Source organism: Romboutsia weinsteinii (assembly GCF_002250835.2).
Classification (GTDB): Bacteria; Bacillota; Clostridia; order Peptostreptococcales; family Peptostreptococcaceae; genus Romboutsia_A; species Romboutsia_A weinsteinii.
This window is the reverse complement of record NZ_NOJY02000008.1, coordinates 84595-102465: the sequence shown is the minus strand read 5'-3', so window position 1 is coordinate 102465 and position 17871 is coordinate 84595. Positions and strand designations below refer to the sequence as shown.

17 protein-coding genes are annotated in these 17871 nt (G+C 30.3%); 6 read left to right on the top strand and 11 right to left on the bottom strand.

Annotated features, from left to right (window positions below; genetic code table 11):
* From CHL78_RS06455 to ord, 6 genes are all read right to left on the bottom strand, one after another.
* Complete coding sequence (locus CHL78_RS06455; protein WP_094368616.1) at window positions 1–1386, bottom strand: GlmL-related ornithine degradation protein; 1386 nt, start codon at window positions 1384–1386, stop codon at window positions 1–3.
* The gene (gene oraE, locus CHL78_RS06450; protein WP_094368615.1) at window positions 1387–3603 is read right to left on the bottom strand and encodes a D-ornithine 4,5-aminomutase subunit OraE; all 2217 of its coding nucleotides are present in this window, start codon (window positions 3601–3603) and stop codon (window positions 1387–1389) included. It lies immediately after the preceding gene.
* Window positions 3597–3971, bottom strand: a complete 375-nt coding sequence (locus tag CHL78_RS06445; RefSeq protein ID WP_094368614.1) for an ornithine aminomutase subunit alpha — start codon at window positions 3969–3971, stop codon at window positions 3597–3599. The genes oraE and CHL78_RS06445 overlap by 7 nt, the downstream gene beginning before the upstream one ends.
* A 96-nt stretch (window positions 3972–4067) precedes the next feature.
* On the bottom strand, window positions 4068–5501 hold the full coding sequence (ortB, locus tag CHL78_RS06440; protein WP_094368613.1) for a 2-amino-4-oxopentanoate thiolase subunit OrtB: 1434 nt from the start codon (window positions 5499–5501) through the stop codon (window positions 4068–4070).
* On the bottom strand, window positions 5494–5802 hold the full coding sequence (gene ortA, locus CHL78_RS06435; protein WP_094368612.1) for a 2-amino-4-oxopentanoate thiolase subunit OrtA: 309 nt from the start codon (window positions 5800–5802) through the stop codon (window positions 5494–5496). Before ortA ends, ortB begins: the two co-directional genes overlap by 8 nt.
* A 116-nt stretch (window positions 5803–5918) precedes the next feature.
* Window positions 5919–6989, bottom strand: coding sequence for a 2,4-diaminopentanoate dehydrogenase (gene ord / locus CHL78_RS06430; RefSeq protein WP_094368611.1), 1071 nt, complete (start codon window positions 6987–6989; stop codon window positions 5919–5921).
* Between the two features lie 403 nt (window positions 6990–7392).
* Here ord and CHL78_RS06425 point away from each other — a divergent pair, with 403 nt between their 5' ends.
* The gene (locus CHL78_RS06425) at window positions 7393–7863 is read left to right on the top strand and encodes a GNAT family N-acetyltransferase (protein ID WP_094368610.1); all 471 of its coding nucleotides are present in this window, start codon (window positions 7393–7395) and stop codon (window positions 7861–7863) included.
* 181 nt (window positions 7864–8044) lie between these two features.
* Here CHL78_RS06425 and CHL78_RS06420 read toward each other — a convergent pair whose 3' ends face one another.
* Window positions 8045–9439: a sigma-54 interaction domain-containing protein gene (locus tag CHL78_RS06420; protein WP_094368609.1), complete on the bottom strand. Its 1395-nt coding sequence runs from the start codon at window positions 9437–9439 to the stop codon at window positions 8045–8047.
* A 417-nt stretch (window positions 9440–9856) separates the two neighbouring features.
* Between CHL78_RS06420 and pgaC the strand changes: the two genes are divergently transcribed.
* The 3 genes from pgaC (at window position 9857) to CHL78_RS06405 (ending at window position 12365) form a co-directional block, all read left to right on the top strand.
* On the top strand, window positions 9857–11038 hold the full coding sequence (gene pgaC / locus CHL78_RS06415) for a poly-beta-1,6-N-acetyl-D-glucosamine synthase (protein ID WP_243446386.1): 1182 nt from the start codon (window positions 9857–9859) through the stop codon (window positions 11036–11038).
* On the top strand, window positions 10999–11496 hold the full coding sequence (locus CHL78_RS06410; RefSeq protein WP_094368607.1) for a hypothetical protein: 498 nt from the start codon (window positions 10999–11001) through the stop codon (window positions 11494–11496). Before pgaC ends, CHL78_RS06410 begins: the two co-directional genes overlap by 40 nt.
* A gap of 170 nt (window positions 11497–11666) precedes the next feature.
* Window positions 11667–12365 carry a polysaccharide deacetylase family protein gene (locus CHL78_RS06405; RefSeq protein ID WP_199534005.1) on the top strand — a complete coding sequence of 233 codons (699 nt, stop codon included), beginning with the start codon at window positions 11667–11669 and terminating at the stop codon, window positions 12363–12365.
* Between the two features lie 77 nt (window positions 12366–12442).
* On the opposite strand, the gene CHL78_RS06400 is transcribed toward CHL78_RS06405, so the two are convergent.
* The gene (locus CHL78_RS06400) at window positions 12443–12883 is read right to left on the bottom strand and encodes a hypothetical protein (RefSeq protein WP_094368606.1); all 441 of its coding nucleotides are present in this window, start codon (window positions 12881–12883) and stop codon (window positions 12443–12445) included.
* Window positions 12884–12958: 75 nt separating this feature from the next.
* Between CHL78_RS06400 and CHL78_RS06395 the strand changes: the two genes are divergently transcribed.
* Together CHL78_RS06395 and CHL78_RS06390 are read left to right on the top strand one after the other, a co-directional pair.
* Window positions 12959–14083 carry a serine/threonine-protein kinase gene (locus tag CHL78_RS06395; RefSeq protein WP_094368605.1) on the top strand — a complete coding sequence of 375 codons (1125 nt, stop codon included), beginning with the start codon at window positions 12959–12961 and terminating at the stop codon, window positions 14081–14083.
* A 95-nt stretch (window positions 14084–14178) separates the two neighbouring features.
* Window positions 14179–14589, top strand: a complete 411-nt coding sequence (locus tag CHL78_RS06390) for an FxLYD domain-containing protein (protein ID WP_094368604.1) — start codon at window positions 14179–14181, stop codon at window positions 14587–14589.
* Window positions 14590–14625: 36 nt separating this feature from the next.
* On the opposite strand, the gene CHL78_RS06385 is transcribed toward CHL78_RS06390, so the two are convergent.
* From CHL78_RS06385 to CHL78_RS06375, 3 genes are all read right to left on the bottom strand, one after another.
* Complete coding sequence (locus CHL78_RS06385) at window positions 14626–15192, bottom strand: class I SAM-dependent methyltransferase (protein WP_094368603.1); 567 nt, start codon at window positions 15190–15192, stop codon at window positions 14626–14628.
* A 449-nt stretch (window positions 15193–15641) separates the two neighbouring features.
* The gene (locus tag CHL78_RS06380; protein ID WP_094368602.1) at window positions 15642–16457 is read right to left on the bottom strand and encodes a ZIP family metal transporter; all 816 of its coding nucleotides are present in this window, start codon (window positions 16455–16457) and stop codon (window positions 15642–15644) included.
* Between the two features lie 767 nt (window positions 16458–17224).
* On the bottom strand, window positions 17225–17794 hold the full coding sequence (locus CHL78_RS06375) for a hypothetical protein (RefSeq protein ID WP_094368601.1): 570 nt from the start codon (window positions 17792–17794) through the stop codon (window positions 17225–17227).
* Between the last annotated feature and the right edge of the window lie 77 nt (window positions 17795–17871).

Genomic DNA, 17871 nt, shown 5'->3' with positions numbered 1-17871 from the left:
TTAAATACTTGATTCTAAGTTAAAATTAATACCGAGACTCTTTAGCATTAGCTTTAAAGATGCTTCTTCATATTTTTTTGAAAGTACTCCAAGTGATGCCATTATATAATCATTGTCTACTAAAATTTTTGTATTTTCCTTAGGAAATAATAGCTCTTTACTAATATTAAAATAAGTCATATACTCCATAATCTCTATTCTCTTAGGAAGTCTTGTTAAGGCTCCTCCTGTACCGATTAGGTATTTAACTTCTGTTAAATCCTTACCCTCAGCAATCTTTGTCTTTCCACTACTTCCGTATATATTTCTTATTTTACCTGCGTGTCTTAGCGTTGCTTTTATTACTGCCTCTCTTGCAAGTCTTTCCACAAATTTAATTTGATTTTCGGTTTTTGGTATTGGCAAATAGTTTGACATGATTTCTTCTATATCTAGATTTAAATCTTTTTGAAGTTCTTCTTTTCCTATTATCTCTACTATATTTTTCATATTTACATATACCCCAAGGTCACCTTCTACACTTCTTTTTGCCTTAGGCTCAGGATTTATTGATATTCTACCTATTGCTTCGCTTCCATCTGTTACTGAGTGTATGTCAGTAGTAGCTCCACCTACATCTATTGTCATCAAATCTCCAATATATTTACTAAGCATTTTAGATGCTTCCATTACTGCTCCTGGTGTAGGAGTTATATTTTCATTTACCATTTCTTTTATATACTTCATACCTGGAGCATTTATTATATGCTTTTCAAAAGCATTCTGTATTACTTCTCTTGTAGGCTCTATGTTTAGTAAATCTATTTTGGGATAAACATTATCTACAATATATAGTTCATAGTTTGTATCTTCAAATATTAGTTTAATTTCTTCTTGATTTTCAATATTTCCAGCATATATTACTGGTATATTTAAGTTTAGTCCTGCAATAAGCTCTGCATTGTATAGGGCAGTATCTCTTTCTCCGTAATCTACCCCACCTGCAATCAGTATTATATTAGGCTTTATTTCTTTTACTTCTTTAAGATCTGTTCTTCTTAGTTTTCCTGCTGTAACTTTATGAATTATTGCTCCTGCTCCAAGTGCTGCTTCCTTAGCAGCCTTTGCAGTCATATCGTACACAAGTCCATGTACCGTCATTTTTAATCCACCTGCTGCACTTGATGTTGCAAACATATCTTGATATTCTATTGAGCTTACATTTAAGTTTTTTGCTAAATCATCAATTGCTACCGATAGTCCATCTCTTACATCCCCACCCTCAAATACAGTAGTGGGTGCTTGACCCTGACCTATAAAGTCAGGGCAATCACCATTTATATTGTTAAAAGCATTTACAACTGTAGTGGTACTTCCAATCTCAGCAACTAGTACATCGATTTTCATCTAACACTCACCTTCTGATTTTTGCAGCTCTCTTCTTTTTTCGACTAAGAATGTAGCAACATTTATACCCTTGCTATTTCTTCCAAATCCAGCATCTATACCTTGTTCTACTGCTATTTCAGGAGTAACTTGAGTACCTCCACAAACTATCATTATCTTATCTCTTATACCTTTTTCAACACAGTACTCATGAAGTTTTTTCATATTCTTATAGTGAATATCATCATGGCTTATTATTGTTGATGCTAGGATTGCATCGGCGTTTAATTCTATTGCTGCATCTACTAATTTTTCAACTGGAACTGAAGTACCTAAATAATGACACTCTATACCAAATCGTTCTATACCACCATGTTTTATATCTATTATTTCTCTAAGGCCAACAGAGTGTTCGTCTTCTCCTACTGTTGCAGCTACAATCTTCATAGGATTATTTTCTATATCTTCTCTTATTTCTTCATCAGTTAATACTACTGGTTCTTCTGGTATTACAAGTTCATCTAAATCTACACTAAATGGTACTTTTCCCTTAAGCTCTATTCTAGTACCTTCAGCTGAGTGCATTACTTCTCTATGAATAACTTCTACTTCCTCTAAATTCATCTTTTTAGCAAACTCAATAGCTGCAAATTCTGCTGTTCTCGCATCAGTTGGTAGCATCATAGTAAGCATAACTGTACCATCTGCACACCATTCCATTTCTGGTTTTATTTTAGTCGAGTTTCTAAACTCTTCATTTTCTTTTAATCTTACATTTACATTATCAAAATCATCTAATTCATCAATATATATAATTTTTGAATGATCTTCAAAAGTACATCCATCTATTAACTTTGAAGGAGTATCTACACAAGTCTCATCATACTGAGCAACATTATTATATCCAAAGTGTGCTGTTACTGGTGCTAAGTAATCTTCATCTCTTTCATAAACTGTACCTGCTCCTACCCCACCTCTAATTTTTCTAGATATACCGTCACCATTTCTTTCTGGATAATTCCCTGAATCTACAAAGAAACCTTGTTCTACAGCTTCAAAGTATCCGCCAGCTTCGATTATTTCTTCCATGTATAGAACTGCTCTTTCTTTTAATTCACGAGCGTTTTCTCTTAATTCACCTTCATTTTTAAGTTGAATCATATCCATTAATCCATCCATACCAACTAGTGCTTGTTTTGCAGTATCACAAGCTTCTATATTGTACATATGCCATGGAACATTTCTTCCTTCATCCGGTGTAATAGTTGATTGAATATCAGCTCTTGTTAGTACTGATGTCAGTAAGTTAAGTACGTGTGTAACTGTAGCTTCTCTAGTTGATGACTCCATATATTTGGTGTTCATTTGCGCTCTCATTTTGTATTCATCAAATAAATCTCTAAGTGCTACTGCATATGGAAGGTCCATTTTTATACATGGAGCTGGAGGTGCTGTTGGTGGTACTGTCGATAAGCATATATTATCTTTTCTTATTCCTACTTCATATGAGAATATTGAGTTTAGTGCATGTTGTACCATAAGTTCTGGCATAACCTTCCATGCTTCTCTTGCTGTTGCATTGGCATTGTGTGCTCCATCTATTTGAGCCATATTTGCAAATGCCATAATATTTTTTGCTTCACAAGCATCTACAAATGATCTTATCATATTAATATTTCTGTAAAGTACATTGTATTGAGGGTCTTGATGAGCTCCATTTATACCTTCTTCAGCAAACATTACAGCTACTTCAGGTCCTGCTACACCACTTACATATGAATGATAGTTTATTGGTCTTCCTACTTCTTCTTCTATAAAATCAAGAGCTTTTCTCTGTGCTCTTATTTGTTTTCTAGTTATTGGTACTCCACCTATTCCTTGAGGTGTACCTTCAATAAGTCCATCAAAATGAGATTGACCTGCAGTTCTTATAACCATAAGGTGATCTGCTCCATGATGCGCTGCCATTCTCATTCTTCTTATATCATCTTCAAATCTACCTGAAGCTATTTCTGTAGTTATTACTGGTCCTGGTTGAGGGTCTATATTATTGAAATATTTAGCTGATGGAAGTGCCACGCTTTCTTTTAAAGGAGATGAACAATTTGAATATTTAAATGGTCCCATTTGAAGGTCTTTTATCTCCTCTCTCCATGTCCATCCAGTTCTTTGGGGAACGTATTTATCTAAATCCTTTAATATATACTCTATATCTAATTTTTGGTTTTCTTTTAGCATGTCACATCCTCCCTTCTAAATAATTCAACTACATCGTCCCATCCTTCATTATTAACTAGCATAAGACCAGCGTCTCTTATACTTATATTTTTAGTTTTAGCAAGTTTATAAACTACATTCCCACATCCTTTGCCCATAAGTCCTCTGTCTATAACTCCTTCTACTATTGGCTTAGCTTCAAGTGAAGAAAATCCCATTCTAAGCAGTACTGATCTTTCTATTGATGGACTTGTATTTTTCTTTCCAAGTTCGATCATCGGCTGTACTATGTTATGTGCTAATTCCCAAAATCTATTGTATAGCTCTTCATCAGATAAATCTTTTAGATGAGCTCTTCTTACTTCAAAATCATCTATCCTTTTTTCCATAAAGCTACCTCCCCTTAACTTATTAGTGGTATAAATTCTCCTTATAATGTTTAGACACGCTTCAGATTTTCTACTACTATTTCTAGTTACTAGATTTTATATATTTTTGACTTTATTAGCTTCTTTAATTTCACTAAGTGCTTTGTTTACAAATTCAATAGTACTCTTAGTATCTCTAGCTAAAAATTCTATGTCTTCACTGCTTATTTCATTAGAGCTATTATGCTCTAGACAGTTTCTTATATAAGATTTTCTTATTTTATCTATATTAATATCATTTATTTTAAGTAAATTTGGATGAGATGGAAGTATTAAATTTTCTCCACATATTTCATCTTGAGGATTTCCAAATTTTATTTCTATCCCGTTTTCTCTTGCAAAAGTAAGTTGAGGACAGATATGCTTTCCTGCTCCTGTGTATTCTGTTTCTTGAACTACTATTATTTTATCTTCATCTAGCTCTTGAGCTAAACAAAAAGCAGCAGTTAAAGAAGTATTTCCAGCAGGTCCTCTTTCTAATCCTTCAAGCTGAGCTAAAAGTTCAGTCATATAAAATACTTCACCTTGGTTTACCGTAACATATCTGTCCATATATCTTAGTGGTCTCGCAGCTGAACGAGGCACATCGGATCTATCTGGCCAAGTACAAAATGGTATTCCAAATCCTGTATGACCTGTAGTAAATGATTTTTTATTAAATTGTGTGTCACTAGCCATATGTAGCCCTTTTAGGTTTACACTAGCCCCTACTACTTGAGTTTCTAATGCCCCAGCTTTTATAAGACCTCTTGCAGTACCAGTTAAGTTTCCTCCTCCGGCATTTGTACATACTACTACATCTGGATCTCTTCCTTCTCTTTCTCTAAACTGCATAGAAATTTCATACCCCAAAGTTTCTACTCCAGCTATACCAAACGGAGAGTAAAGAGACGCATTGAAATATCCTGTTTCTTCTAATAATGCTAAGAATTTATAAAATAACTCTGGACCTACTGTTAATTGAACTACTTCAGCACCATAGGCTTCACATTTTCTTGCTTTTTCTATTATTTCTGGTTGACCTACTCCTTGGCTATCATAGCATTCTTGAACTATTATACATTTTAATCCTTGCATAGCTGCTTGAGATGCTACTGCAGCTCCGTAGTTTCCACTTGTTGCTGCTATTACTCCTTTATATCCCATTTTTTTAGCGTGATATACTGCTGTTGCCGCTCTTCTTGCTTTGAAACTTCCTGAAGCGTTACTTGCTTCGTCTTTTATAAATAATCTTGCTCCTTTTCCCTTAGGTGCTACCTTTCTTGCTAAGGCTGTTATATTTTTAAGTTCTATAATAGGAGTATTACCTACTGCATATCTTCCTTGTATTTCCTCTATTTGATCTAAGCTATATCCAGTTTCTCTCATCATTTTTTCATAATCAAAAGCAATTGACCCTGATTCAAATTGAGAGTAATCTATTCCTATAGCATTTTTCATTATTTCATTGTTTCTTGCCATAACTGACTCATAACTCATATCTTTACTCATTATCTACACCTCCAAATAGTATTTCTTTTGCACAAATACCTATTTGAAGTAGTTCTGGTATACATTTTCCATAATCGTGAGTATAATACGGATTTACTTCTAGCAAATTTCCACTTACTTTTCTACCTGTTATGGTTTTTATATTAACTAAATCACCAATATTTGCATCATTTTGTATGAATCCTTTGACCCATAATTCTAAAGGAACTTTTTTAGTATCATCAGGTACCTGCGGTGCTCTTTCCTCTGCTTTTAATACTGTAGTGTGTACTATTACCCAATCTCCACTTTTAGCATTCATATTAATTACCACCTTTATGTTTAATTGGGAGTTTAATACAAGATTAAACTCCCTTTTCCTACATAATTTAAAGCTATCTTATATATTTTCGACCATTTATTAAGATAAACTTGATACTAAGCTTCTACTGTAGATTCTATTTCAACCTCTATTAATTCTCTTACATCTCCCATCATAGCTCTTGGTACTGGTATGTCTAACATAGTTTTTAGACCTGGCTTTGCATTTATTACATGAGGTATAGAGTTTACACACATTGCTATTGTTCCTATTCCTCCTGGTATTTCTGGAGTTATTTGAAGATTTATATTTGGAGTACCTGTTATTGTTATGTAGTCTCCAGTTTTTTGTCCTTCTAAATGAGGTAGTACTTGTTGAGGATGTTCCATCTCTATTTTAACTTGGCCATCTACATATCCATATCCACATTGTCTACATCCAGCAACATTTCCTGCTTCTACTTCTACATAATCAGTTTTTCTATATACACTACTCATTATTGGCTCTCTAGTTTGATCTACTTTTTCTAAATTCCACCCTATACCATCAGTTATCATGTTTATTGATTCTGGGAATCCTACATGACCTGCTATAGAACCATTTTTTACTCCTTTTTCAAATGTTTCTTTAGTTATACCAACACCTTGCTCAACCATAACTGCTCTACCAAATGGTGATAAGTCGTTAACTCTAGAAGCTTTTATATGCTCTACTTCTTCACAAGTACCTGTAAGTGCAAGTATTAATAAATCTAGGACAAATCCTGGGTTAATTCCTGTTCCAAGTAGGCTTACTCCATTTGATTTAGCTACTTCATCTAAACTTTTTGCTAATTCTGGTTGTTGTGCTTGTGGGTATGCTAATTCTTCAGCAGTTGATATAACATTGATTTTTTGTTCAAGTACAAATTTTATCCTATCATAAGCATTTTTTGTAAATGAATCAGTAGCTAAAAGTGCAACATCTACACTTTTTTCAGTAAATACTAATTCTGGATTAGAATTTATTATTACTTCTGGTCTTTCTCCTCTTTCTACACCTAGTACATCATACATACTTCTATCTTTTCTTTTTGCATTTCTATCACATACTGCTACTACATCTATTCCTTCTTTCTTTAATAACATTTTTGCCATTCCACTTCCCATTGCTCCAAATCCCCATATACCAACTTTTATATTTCTCATAATTACACTCCCCTTTAATATTTATAATTTTATCGCTAGGCTTAAGCAACTTCCCTTTTGGGGTTTATTGATATTAAGACAGCGAGATATTTTTATTTATATTAATAGTTATAAGCAATAGTCATGCCATATTTATAAATGCAGTATAATCTTGATGTTTATTTTTAATTAACGTTGATATATAGCCTTTTATTTAAATATTTTATTTTTAAATAAAAACTAAAAAGCAGATTTCTTTTTTTGTTTTTTACACATAAAAAAAGCAATAGATTTTGCTTTAAGTGCAAAAAATCTTGCTTTTTTATGAAAATTTTAATTATTATTTTATCCTACTTTATATCTTTATAGTGTAAATATGAATTATAATATAGATGTATAAAAAATATTATGAATGGAGTTTCTTATGTTAATAAGAGAAATACAAGAAAAAGATAATAAAGATGTTGAGATGCTTATTAGAACTTGCTTAATAGAATTTGAAGCTAATAAACCAGGTTGTGCTTGGTCTGACCCTTATCTAGGATGCTTTTCTGAAGTATATAAAGATAAAAAATCAAAGTATTGGGTTGTAGAAGATAATAATAAAATAATTGCTGGATGTGGAATAGGACCATTAGAAAATACTAAAAACATATGTGAATTACAAAAGATGTATTGTTTTAAAGAATCAAGAGGAACTGGAATTGCAAATAAATTATTAGATCTTGCTCTAGACTTTGCTAAAGATCACTATGAGCAGTGCTATTTAGAGACTTTTAGCAATATGATTGCTGCTAACAAATTTTATAAGAAGCACGGATTTAGTGAACTAAATAAGCCAATAATTGAAACTGACCACTATGCTTGTGATGTATGGTATTTAAAATCATTGTAGAATATAAATTTCGTATAATTAAAAAGCAATACTTTTGCTTAAATGCAGAAAGTATTGCTTTTTATATAATCAGTAGCTTGATTACATGCATACTATAAAGCTACATGTTATCTTTTGTGCTACAGGTGGGCAATCTCTAATATTTATTTATGTTGTATACACTCACTTTATGTATACTTTTTTACTTTCTTTTTATATTATACTTTCTCATCTTATACTGTAGATTTTGTCTACCGATTCCAAGTACTGCTGCAGCTTTTGTTATATTGTCTTCTGTTTTATCAAGTGCTTCATTTATGTATTTTTCTTCAATATCAGCAACCACCCAATCTAGTGGCTTAGCTTCAATATCTATCATATAATTATTTTGATCCTCATAGTTATTGTACTGATTGAGGTTAATCACATCATTCGTTATAACGTTTTCCTCGTCCATCATACTCAACGATGAATATATTGTATTTTCTAGTTCTCTTACATTTCCTTTCCAATAATGACACTTTAGAAGTTTTTCACATTTTGGCGACATACTTTCTATATGTTTACCTAATTTATCGTTGTATTTTTTCAAAAATTTATTAGCAAGTAGTATTATATCATTTCCTCTTTCTCTAAGTGGAGGTATATGAACTTGTATTACATTTAATCTGTAGTATAAGTCTTCTCTTAATTTTCCTTCAGCTACTATTGAAATAGGATTTTCATTGGTCGTTGCTATTACTCTTACATCTACAGGTATATCTTTAGTACCTCCTACCCTTCTTACATATCCTTCTTGCAATACTCTAAGTAATTTTGCTTGTAGTTGAAGTGGCATAGAGTTTATTTCATCTAGTAAAAGTGTTCCATTATTAGCTTGTTCAAATAAACCTGGTCTGTCAATTGCACCAGTAAATCCACCTTTTACAGTCCCAAATAATATTCCTTCTAGTAAGCTTTCTGGAAGTGCTGCACAGTTTTGTGCAATAAATGGCTTATCCTTTCTTTTACTAGCGAAGTGTATCGATTGACTTATAAGCTCTTTACCTGTACCAGTCTCTCCATAAATTAATACTGTTGCATCACATTTTGCTGCTTTTTTTGATTTATTTATGGCATTTTTTATGCAGTCACTTTCTCCGATTATGTCTTCAAAACTGTATCCTAACTTCTCAGATTTATTTTCTTTAATACTTTTTATTTCTTCTAATTTTTCTATTTTTTCTTGTAGGTAATTTATTTGAGTAAGGTCTTTTGATATTTCTAATGCTCCGATTAGTTTATTATTTATGGTAAGTGGTATAGTTGTATTTATTGTTGTGATTTCTTTTCCATTTTGATTTAGATATTTTTGGATATTTTCTTTAATTGGCTTTTTGTTTTTTATGACACTTAGTAAGGTGCTATTTTTTATAGACATTTGCTCAGATACTCTTGCAAATGATTTATTTATAATATCTTCTTTTTTCATTCCTTCTAGTTTTGCCATTGCATCGTTGTAAATAATTGTCTTGGAATGTACATCAATAAGATGTATGCCTTCATCAATACTTTCAAGTATTTGTTTTAATATTTCAATATAAATTTTATCTACCATGAGTATCTCCTTACAAATAAATTTATATATCATAATATAATATTATTACATTTATATTCAATATCCTCTATCTATATGACATCTATAAAGTTATGAAATGTACTTTGTCTTATCTTCCTCCCCCTTTATATAATATTATCACATAATTTGTTTAATTGGGTAGTTGAAAGTAATTAGCATACACACTAATAAACTTATTGTTTCTTGGCTAAAGAGTTTCATACTAGTTGAAGTAACTTTCCATACAATAATTGTTATTGTATTATTTTGATGATTTATGTATAATATTGTCTATTATTATACTCTAGCTTGCTATAAGTTAGCTAGATAACAGGGAGGTAATCAATGGACTGGTTTAATGAATCCTCTAAATTTATTGCTATAGTACAACAATTCATTTTCCTCTATCCTTTTTTTATGTCGTTGATATGGATATCTGGAGCGTTAATATTCTCTTTTTATAGAGAAAGACATGCCAAACTTGATTTTAATAAATATAAATGGCCTAAAATTAGTATCTTAGTTCCCTGCTACAATGAGGAAGATACAATAGAAGAAACCATTAAATATCTATCTAGGCTTTCTTATCCAGAATTTGAGATAATAGCTGTCAATGATGGTAGTAAAGATAATACTGGAAATATATTAGTTAGTTTAGCTGATAAATACTCAATGCTAAGAGTAATAGATTGCCATGAAAATAGAGGTAAGGCAAATGCACTACATATGGCTGCGCATGCCTCAACATCTGAGTATTTACTTTGTATAGATTCTGATGCAATATTAGATGATAAAGCACCTTATTACCTTATTAAACATTTCTTAGAAAAAGGTGAGCGTGTTGGTGCTGTTACTGGTAATCCTAGAATAAGAAATAGAGATACTTTACTTGGTAAAATGCAACTCGTTGAATATTCTTCTATTATAGGTTCTATAAAAAGAACTCAACGTATAATGGGTAAAGTAATGACAGTTTCTGGAGTTATCGTTGCTTTTCGTAAAAAGGCACTTTTTGATGTTGGTCTATGGGATAGAGATATGATTACAGAGGATATTGCTGTGTCTTGGAAGCTTCAAAAAAGATTTTGGGATATTCGTTATGAACCTCAAGCTCTTTGTTGGATGCTAGTTCCAGAGACACTGGTAGGAATATGGAAACAACGTGTTAGATGGTCTCAAGGTGGGCAAGAAGTTGTTTTAAGACACTGGGACATATTTACTGATTGGAGACAAAGAAGGCTGTGGCCTATTTATATAGAGCAGGTATTGAGTATATTGTGGGCTTTTGCTTGGTTTTTATGTACTTTATATTTAATACTTACTGCTACTAGCTTTGGTGAGATTATGATTTGGTTTACTTTTACATCATTTGCATTAGTACTTTTGAGCCATATTCAATTAATAATTTCACTTAGAAATGATTCAAGATATGATAATACCATTAAATATTACCTATGGGCTGCGTGGTACCCTGCGCTTTACTGGATGATAAACACATTAATAGTAATAGCCGCTACACCTAAAGCAATTATGTCAAGAATAAAAGGAGGATATGCTACATGGAGTTCTCCAGATCGTGGAAAAAGAAGCAATCAATAAATGAATATGATTTAGATAATAAAAATAAGTATATTATTAAGTCTAATAAAAACTTCTTAGTAAAGATTTTAGAATTTATATTTACTTCATTACTATGGGCATATACTGCCATTGTATTTTACTTTTTTATAAGTGCGTTTTTTAACCATAATGATGATTTTATTGGAATAATAAAAACTGCTTTAAATATTTCAAATAATGATATTCAAAGCTTCATTAAAATCAGCTTATTTTATTTTCTAATTAGTTTTTTTATATTATATTTATGGAGAATATATAATATAAAAAGATTTGGATCACTAAATCGTAGAGTATATCCTGAAAATACAACAAAAAATGAAATACTTCAACTTGATTTAGTTACTCCAGAAGTTTATAAAACTTTGCAAAATAAAAAAATAATTGTATTTGAAGAGAATCCAATTAGAGATATAAACTACAAAGGAGATAAAAAGTGATTAAAAAGATATTAGGTAAGACTATTATATTTTTACTAATTGCAGTTGTTGTTTTAAAAATAGTCAGCCTAGCTTTTCCTGCTTCTAAATATATTTATGATGATCTTGAAGAAGTTACTGATAATAATGTATGTCTAGGATTAAATTATCATCGTGTAAGGACTCCTAGTATGTGGAATAGGTTTGTACAATGGGCAACTAAGACACCCGAACTTACAACCTATAACGTTTACTCTGATGATTTTGAAGAACAGATGACTAAACTTGTTGAGTCTGGTGCTTATTTTGCAACTTTAAATGAGCTATTTGAGTTCAAGAATACTGGAAAGTATCCAGATAAATGCGTTTGGATATCTTTTGACGATGTTGATGAATCGGTTTATAAAAATGCATTTCCAATTTTAAAGGAAAAAAACATTCCTTTTACTCTGTTTGTTATTTCTGGACAGGTAGGAAGCCAGAACTTTAATAATTTAAAGTTGGCTTCTTGGGATAATTTACGTGAAATGCGTGATAGTGGACTTGTATCTTTTGCTTCTCATACTTATAACATGCACTATCTTCAAGATGATAAAGCTGTATTTTTACACGAAGAAAATTATGATCAGTTTAAAAAAGATATTGAAATGAGTAAGGAAACTATGAAAAAAGAGCTAGGTATTGATGTAACTACTATTGCTTATCCTTATGGCGAGACTTCTGATGATATTACTAAAATAGTTAAGGAAAGTGGATTTGAGGGTGCTTATATTTTAAGTCCTAATCCGATAAGTGCAGATAATGACCTTTATTATCAAAATAGATATTTAGTTGATAATGAAGTATTTGAAAGAATTATCTTACCTTGGGTTAATAAAGACAATAAGTAAGGAATTATATAAGGCTATAGTCAAGAATATTGGCTATAGCCTCTTATAATTTTTACATACTGGGTTATGTATCTTTTTTACTCTTCTCCAAGTGTATTTAATTTTCGATTATAAAGCATTGTATTAATCTCTAATATTTTTATACCTCTGTTTATTCCAAAAATAATAATGCTATCCCTAGGTATTTTAGGGTAAAGCTCTGACACATTACCAAGCTTTAGAGCCTTATTACACTCCTCTAATGTAAATCCTGCTCCTATACAAAGTTGTAATATTTTATCTCTACTTGGCTTTTTATCGCCTCTTAATATTTCATAACCATAGGTTCTATCTATATCTGCGTTTTTTATTGCAGTGCTTTTACTAATTCCCTTTTGCTTTAATAATTGCTCAAAGTAGTTGGGGAAATTTAAGTTTTTTATATTTGATAATTTATCACTTAAAAAATTATTTAAGTTTGCTTCATCATCTATATTGTTTAATAAGCTCATAAGCTCTACAGTCTCGATGTTATTCATACTAATCTACCATCCTCTCAAGTAATATGATATAATTTTGAAGGCGCAAAATCAATACTAGTGGGGAGAAATATTATGAATCTAGATATAGAATATAGTTTATCTTTATATGAAGAATTAAAGTCTATATACAGCAGTAAAAAAGTTGAAATAATCTTAGTTCAAAATGTACATGACGATAGAGTTTATATAAAAAAGATATTAAAAGAATATACAAAAGATGTGTATGAGAGCTTACAAAATATAAGGAGCATATATACACCAAAAATTTATGACATATTTGAGATAAATGACAAGTTAATAGTTATAGAAGAATTTATAAATGGAGATACCTTACAAACTATTCTTGAAGAAAAAGGAAAGCTAGGTGAAGAAGTAGTAATAAAGTACATGATATCACTATGTGATGTTTTGGATATAATACATAACCTAGACCCTCCTGTTATTCATAGAGATATAAAGCCTTCTAACATAATAATAAGTAATGATAATGTTTTAAAACTTATAGATTTTGATATAGCAAGAACCTATAAAGATGGTGAAAATATGGACACTACTCTTTTAGGAACAAAGGGGTATGCTTCTCCTGAACAATTTGGATTTGACCAAACTGACTGTAGAAGTGATATATATGCTATGGGAATAATGATGAATGTTTTAAGTGTTGGAAAACACACTAAAGAAGAAATAAGTACTGGTGTTTTAAATGACATTATCAAAAAATGTACTAGTATATCAGCAAATGAAAGATATCAAAATGTAGTTGAATTGAAAAAAGACTTAGAAAATAAAATTAGTAAGAAGATAAATCTATCAAATAGTGAACCTATACAGAAAAAACTATTAAAAAAAGATAGTACTAAATATGACGATATAAAAAAATATAATGAAGAAAAAATGATTAGAAAAATACCTGGTTTTAGAAGGGGAAATCTTCTATTTATGATAACATCAAGTATGTGGTATTTATTTTTAATAATTGGTTTATTTGTTTTTAAAAATCAATCAGAGTTTTTTGCTAATATTACTGTAGTTGTAATGTTATTGGCTTTACAGCTCTTATATGCAAATTTCTTAAATATTAGAGTAAAACTCCCTATAATACGAAGTAAAAATAAAGCCATGAAGATATTTGGTTATTGGCTATATAGCATAGTTATATTCTTTATAGGCGGTATAATTCTTAATTATTTTAGCTAAAATTTTCATTGTATGCTCTCAGCATACCGATCTTCATAAGTCGATAGATATAATAAAGGTATAAAGAAATTATTTAATTTATGGAGGATATGAGGATGAAAAAAGTGTTAATAGGTGTAATAATAGGATTTGTAGTAATTATCGGTGGATGTGTAGCTATTCTAGGTGCTGGTGCTTCAAGCATTGATAGTGCTATTAAAGATGTTGAAACTCAAACAGTTGAAAATGATAAGAAAGTTGAAGAAATAGCTAAAAACATAGAATGGGAAGTAAAGAAGGATGCTTATTCAACTAAAATAGTAGGTATATTTGAAAATACAGGTGATGAGAAAATAGATTATATAGAGTTTAACTACAAATTAGTAGCCGCTGATAAAACAGTTATTGAAAGTTCTTTCACTAATGAAACTGATATAACACCTGGCGAAAAAAGAAAAGTAGAAATATTATGTATGGAAAATGATTTTGATAGCTACGAAATAACTACAAAGTCTAGTGTATTTTAATTTTTTAAGGACCCATTTGGGTCCTTTTTTAGTAATTTACTTTTTGCGGTATATGTAGGTAACTAAATAACCTCTACTGCTTTCTTTTTTTATATAGTTAATCAAATCAAATGAATCAGTTATATTATCAAAATCATCTGATTGTATTAAGTCAGTCTCCTTAATTTTAATATCAACCTTATGTATTTCTCCAAAACCACATATAAATAAAATACCATTTTTAGATATGTGATTTTTTAAGTCAACAAGTCCCTCTTTATTCATTTTGTAGTGATTTATAATAATATTATCAAATATACCAATATCTTTCAGTGCATTAGTATTATTTAAATCAACTTGCTTTAAGTTAATTAAGCAGTTATTTTTATCTGCAAACTTATATAACCTGGCAAGTGCTTCCTCACTAAAATCAATACCTGTTACATCAAACCCTTTTCCAATTAAGTACAATGCATTTCTTCCATCTCCGCATGCTATATCAAGAACAGAACCTTTTTTTAAATACTGTATGTTTTCTACTAATGATATCTCTGGTGCAAATAATGTGTCATCTCTATTCTCATATTTATTGTTCCAGTAATCTCTATCTCCAATAAAATTCATACTATCATCCCCTCTTAAATTTGCTATATATAACAATTGCAAATTTAATTATATAAATAATACTATATTTTATTATAGAGATGTAGTAGTTAAGATATGATTAATAAAATATTAATTTTTATAGCCTTACTGCTCAAATCAAACTCATTAAGTGAGAATAATCTAGACTCTTTACCTGAACAAATGAAATTTTTATATGAAAATATGAGTTATTTTTTTAACATATCAATGTATCTATATATAGAACAGTTAAAGATTCTCAGATACTCCCATATGATAAGAAAATCCTGTAATATGCTATCATGGCGGAACATGTAGCGATAATGTAAATTAGAAGATAAAAAGGCTTTCACCTTATTAAAAAAATACCATGGAGGAACGAATCGTTCCTCTATGGTATTTCTTAAATTTCCCCTAAATATTTTAACAATCTACATAAATCTTAAATCTTAGCCTAGTGCAACATCAAGGATCATCATTACCATGAATCCAACTATAACACCAATAGTTGTAAGATTTTTATTCTCAATACATGCCTCTGGTATTAGCTCTGAAGATACAACACCTATCATTGCACCTGCTGAAAATGCTAGAAGAAACGGTAAAATACTTCTCATACTTAAAGCCATCAAAACCCCAAGTACTCCTGCTATCGGCTCTACTATGCCTGATGCCTGACCATACATAAAGCTTCTAGCTCTAGAAAATCCCTCTCTTCTAAGTGGTAAAGATACTGCTGCACCTTCTGGGAAGTTTTGAAGTCCTATCCCTATTGCTAAAAATATTGCTGCTCCTACTGTACATCCTGGTATACCAAGAGCTGCCCCACCAAATGCAACACCAACTGCAAGACCTTCTGGTATATTATGAAGTGTAACTGCTAAAACCAATAGTACACTTTTCTTGAAGCTTCTAAAACTAAACTCGTCTCTAGCATATTTATTAAAATTTCCTACAAGCTGAATCTTATCTAAAAACTTATCTGAAAGTACTATAAAAAGTCCACCACAAACAAATCCAACGGAAGGTATTAGCCATGCATTGTAACCTAGCTCTTCACATAATTCTATTGCTGGATTTAATAGTGACCAAAAACTTGCTGCAATCATAACTCCTGCACCAAATCCTAACATTAGATTTAGTACACTTTTTTTAACCTCTTTAAAGAAAAGTACTAAAGATGCTCCTAGTGCTGTTACTCCCCAAGTAAATATTGTGGCAATAAGCCCTTGAAGTACTGGATTAAGTGATAAAAAATAGTCCATTCTGTCCACCTCTCAAATTGTTAATATTGTAGTATCAGTATTATATAATATGAAAGGTTGATAAAATTGTGATTTACGAGTAAGAATTTTATGCTTTGGAATATAATTTTTCCATATTGTAAGGTTATAAATATATTTATTAAAATAATGTACATTGATTTTAATTAATGAAACTACTTTGTAATTGGAAATCACTTGAATATTATGTATAATATAATCAATGTTCACAATTGTTATATACTAACAAATAAAGATTTAATAAAATTAGGGGGGTATTTGTATTGATTAGTAATTTAATAAATGCTTTGTATTATAGTTTTATTTTTTACATTGCGTATAGTCTTTTGTATAGAGTAATTGAAATTAAGAAATATTTTTAAAAATCAACTGATGATGATTCATATAGCGAATCATATAAAATAAGATATAGTAAACATTTAAAAGCTAACTGTATTTTAACATCTACAATAATGGGGATTTTTAGTTTTGCAGAAAACTACACTAACACAATATTTTCTCTGGCAATAGGTATTGTAATCGGACTATGCTTAAGCCATATTAAAAAAAAGTATTATCCAAAGCCTGAAGAGAATTTATAAAAATATTACATAATTTATTATGCGTAATTTTAATATACTACGAACGATTTATAGCAAATTAAATAAATAACCACACTTGAGTACTCAAAATATTGAAAATACTAAGATGTGGTTATTTTATACTATATCTATTACGAAGTAGGCTAACAGACCCTAATATTAATATAATTAAACTTCTCTTACATATATAATTGGTGACTCAAATCCAACAAGTACTCTATCACCTTTTTTTAGAATTTCATTTACCTCAAATCTACTTTCACTTAATGTTTCATCTAAAAGAAAAGTTGTATCTGGTCCAAATTGGCTTAAACTTCTTCCATAAAATCCTACATCTTCAGTATAATCATATGTCATAGGATTAAATTTGTCAGATATTTCAAGCTCGTTGTAATCCATTCTTAAGTCCTCATTTGAGTTAGTAAAATCCTTTTTACTTATGCTCTTTGGAATTTCATATGATATTAGTTTTACTTTACCTTCTTCTGTTTCCTCAAATAAGAATAAGTGTGGTAATACATTAGTTCTATTTGTATCTACAAAAGTGTAATAACTTTCTTCTATTACGAAAATTCCGTTAAAATCTTTCGGTAAATTATCTATCTTATCATTACAGATTGAATTAACATGTTTTGCAATAGGATGTACAATCTTTCCTTCAGCTTTTTCCTTTTCGACTTGCTCTAAATTATTAAATTTACCTACAATAACTTTTTTAAATAATTCAAATTCAGACATACTTATTACCTCTTTCATGTTTTATAGATTATAGTTACTTTATATATTATTTAGTGAAATACTTTTTTTATTAAACA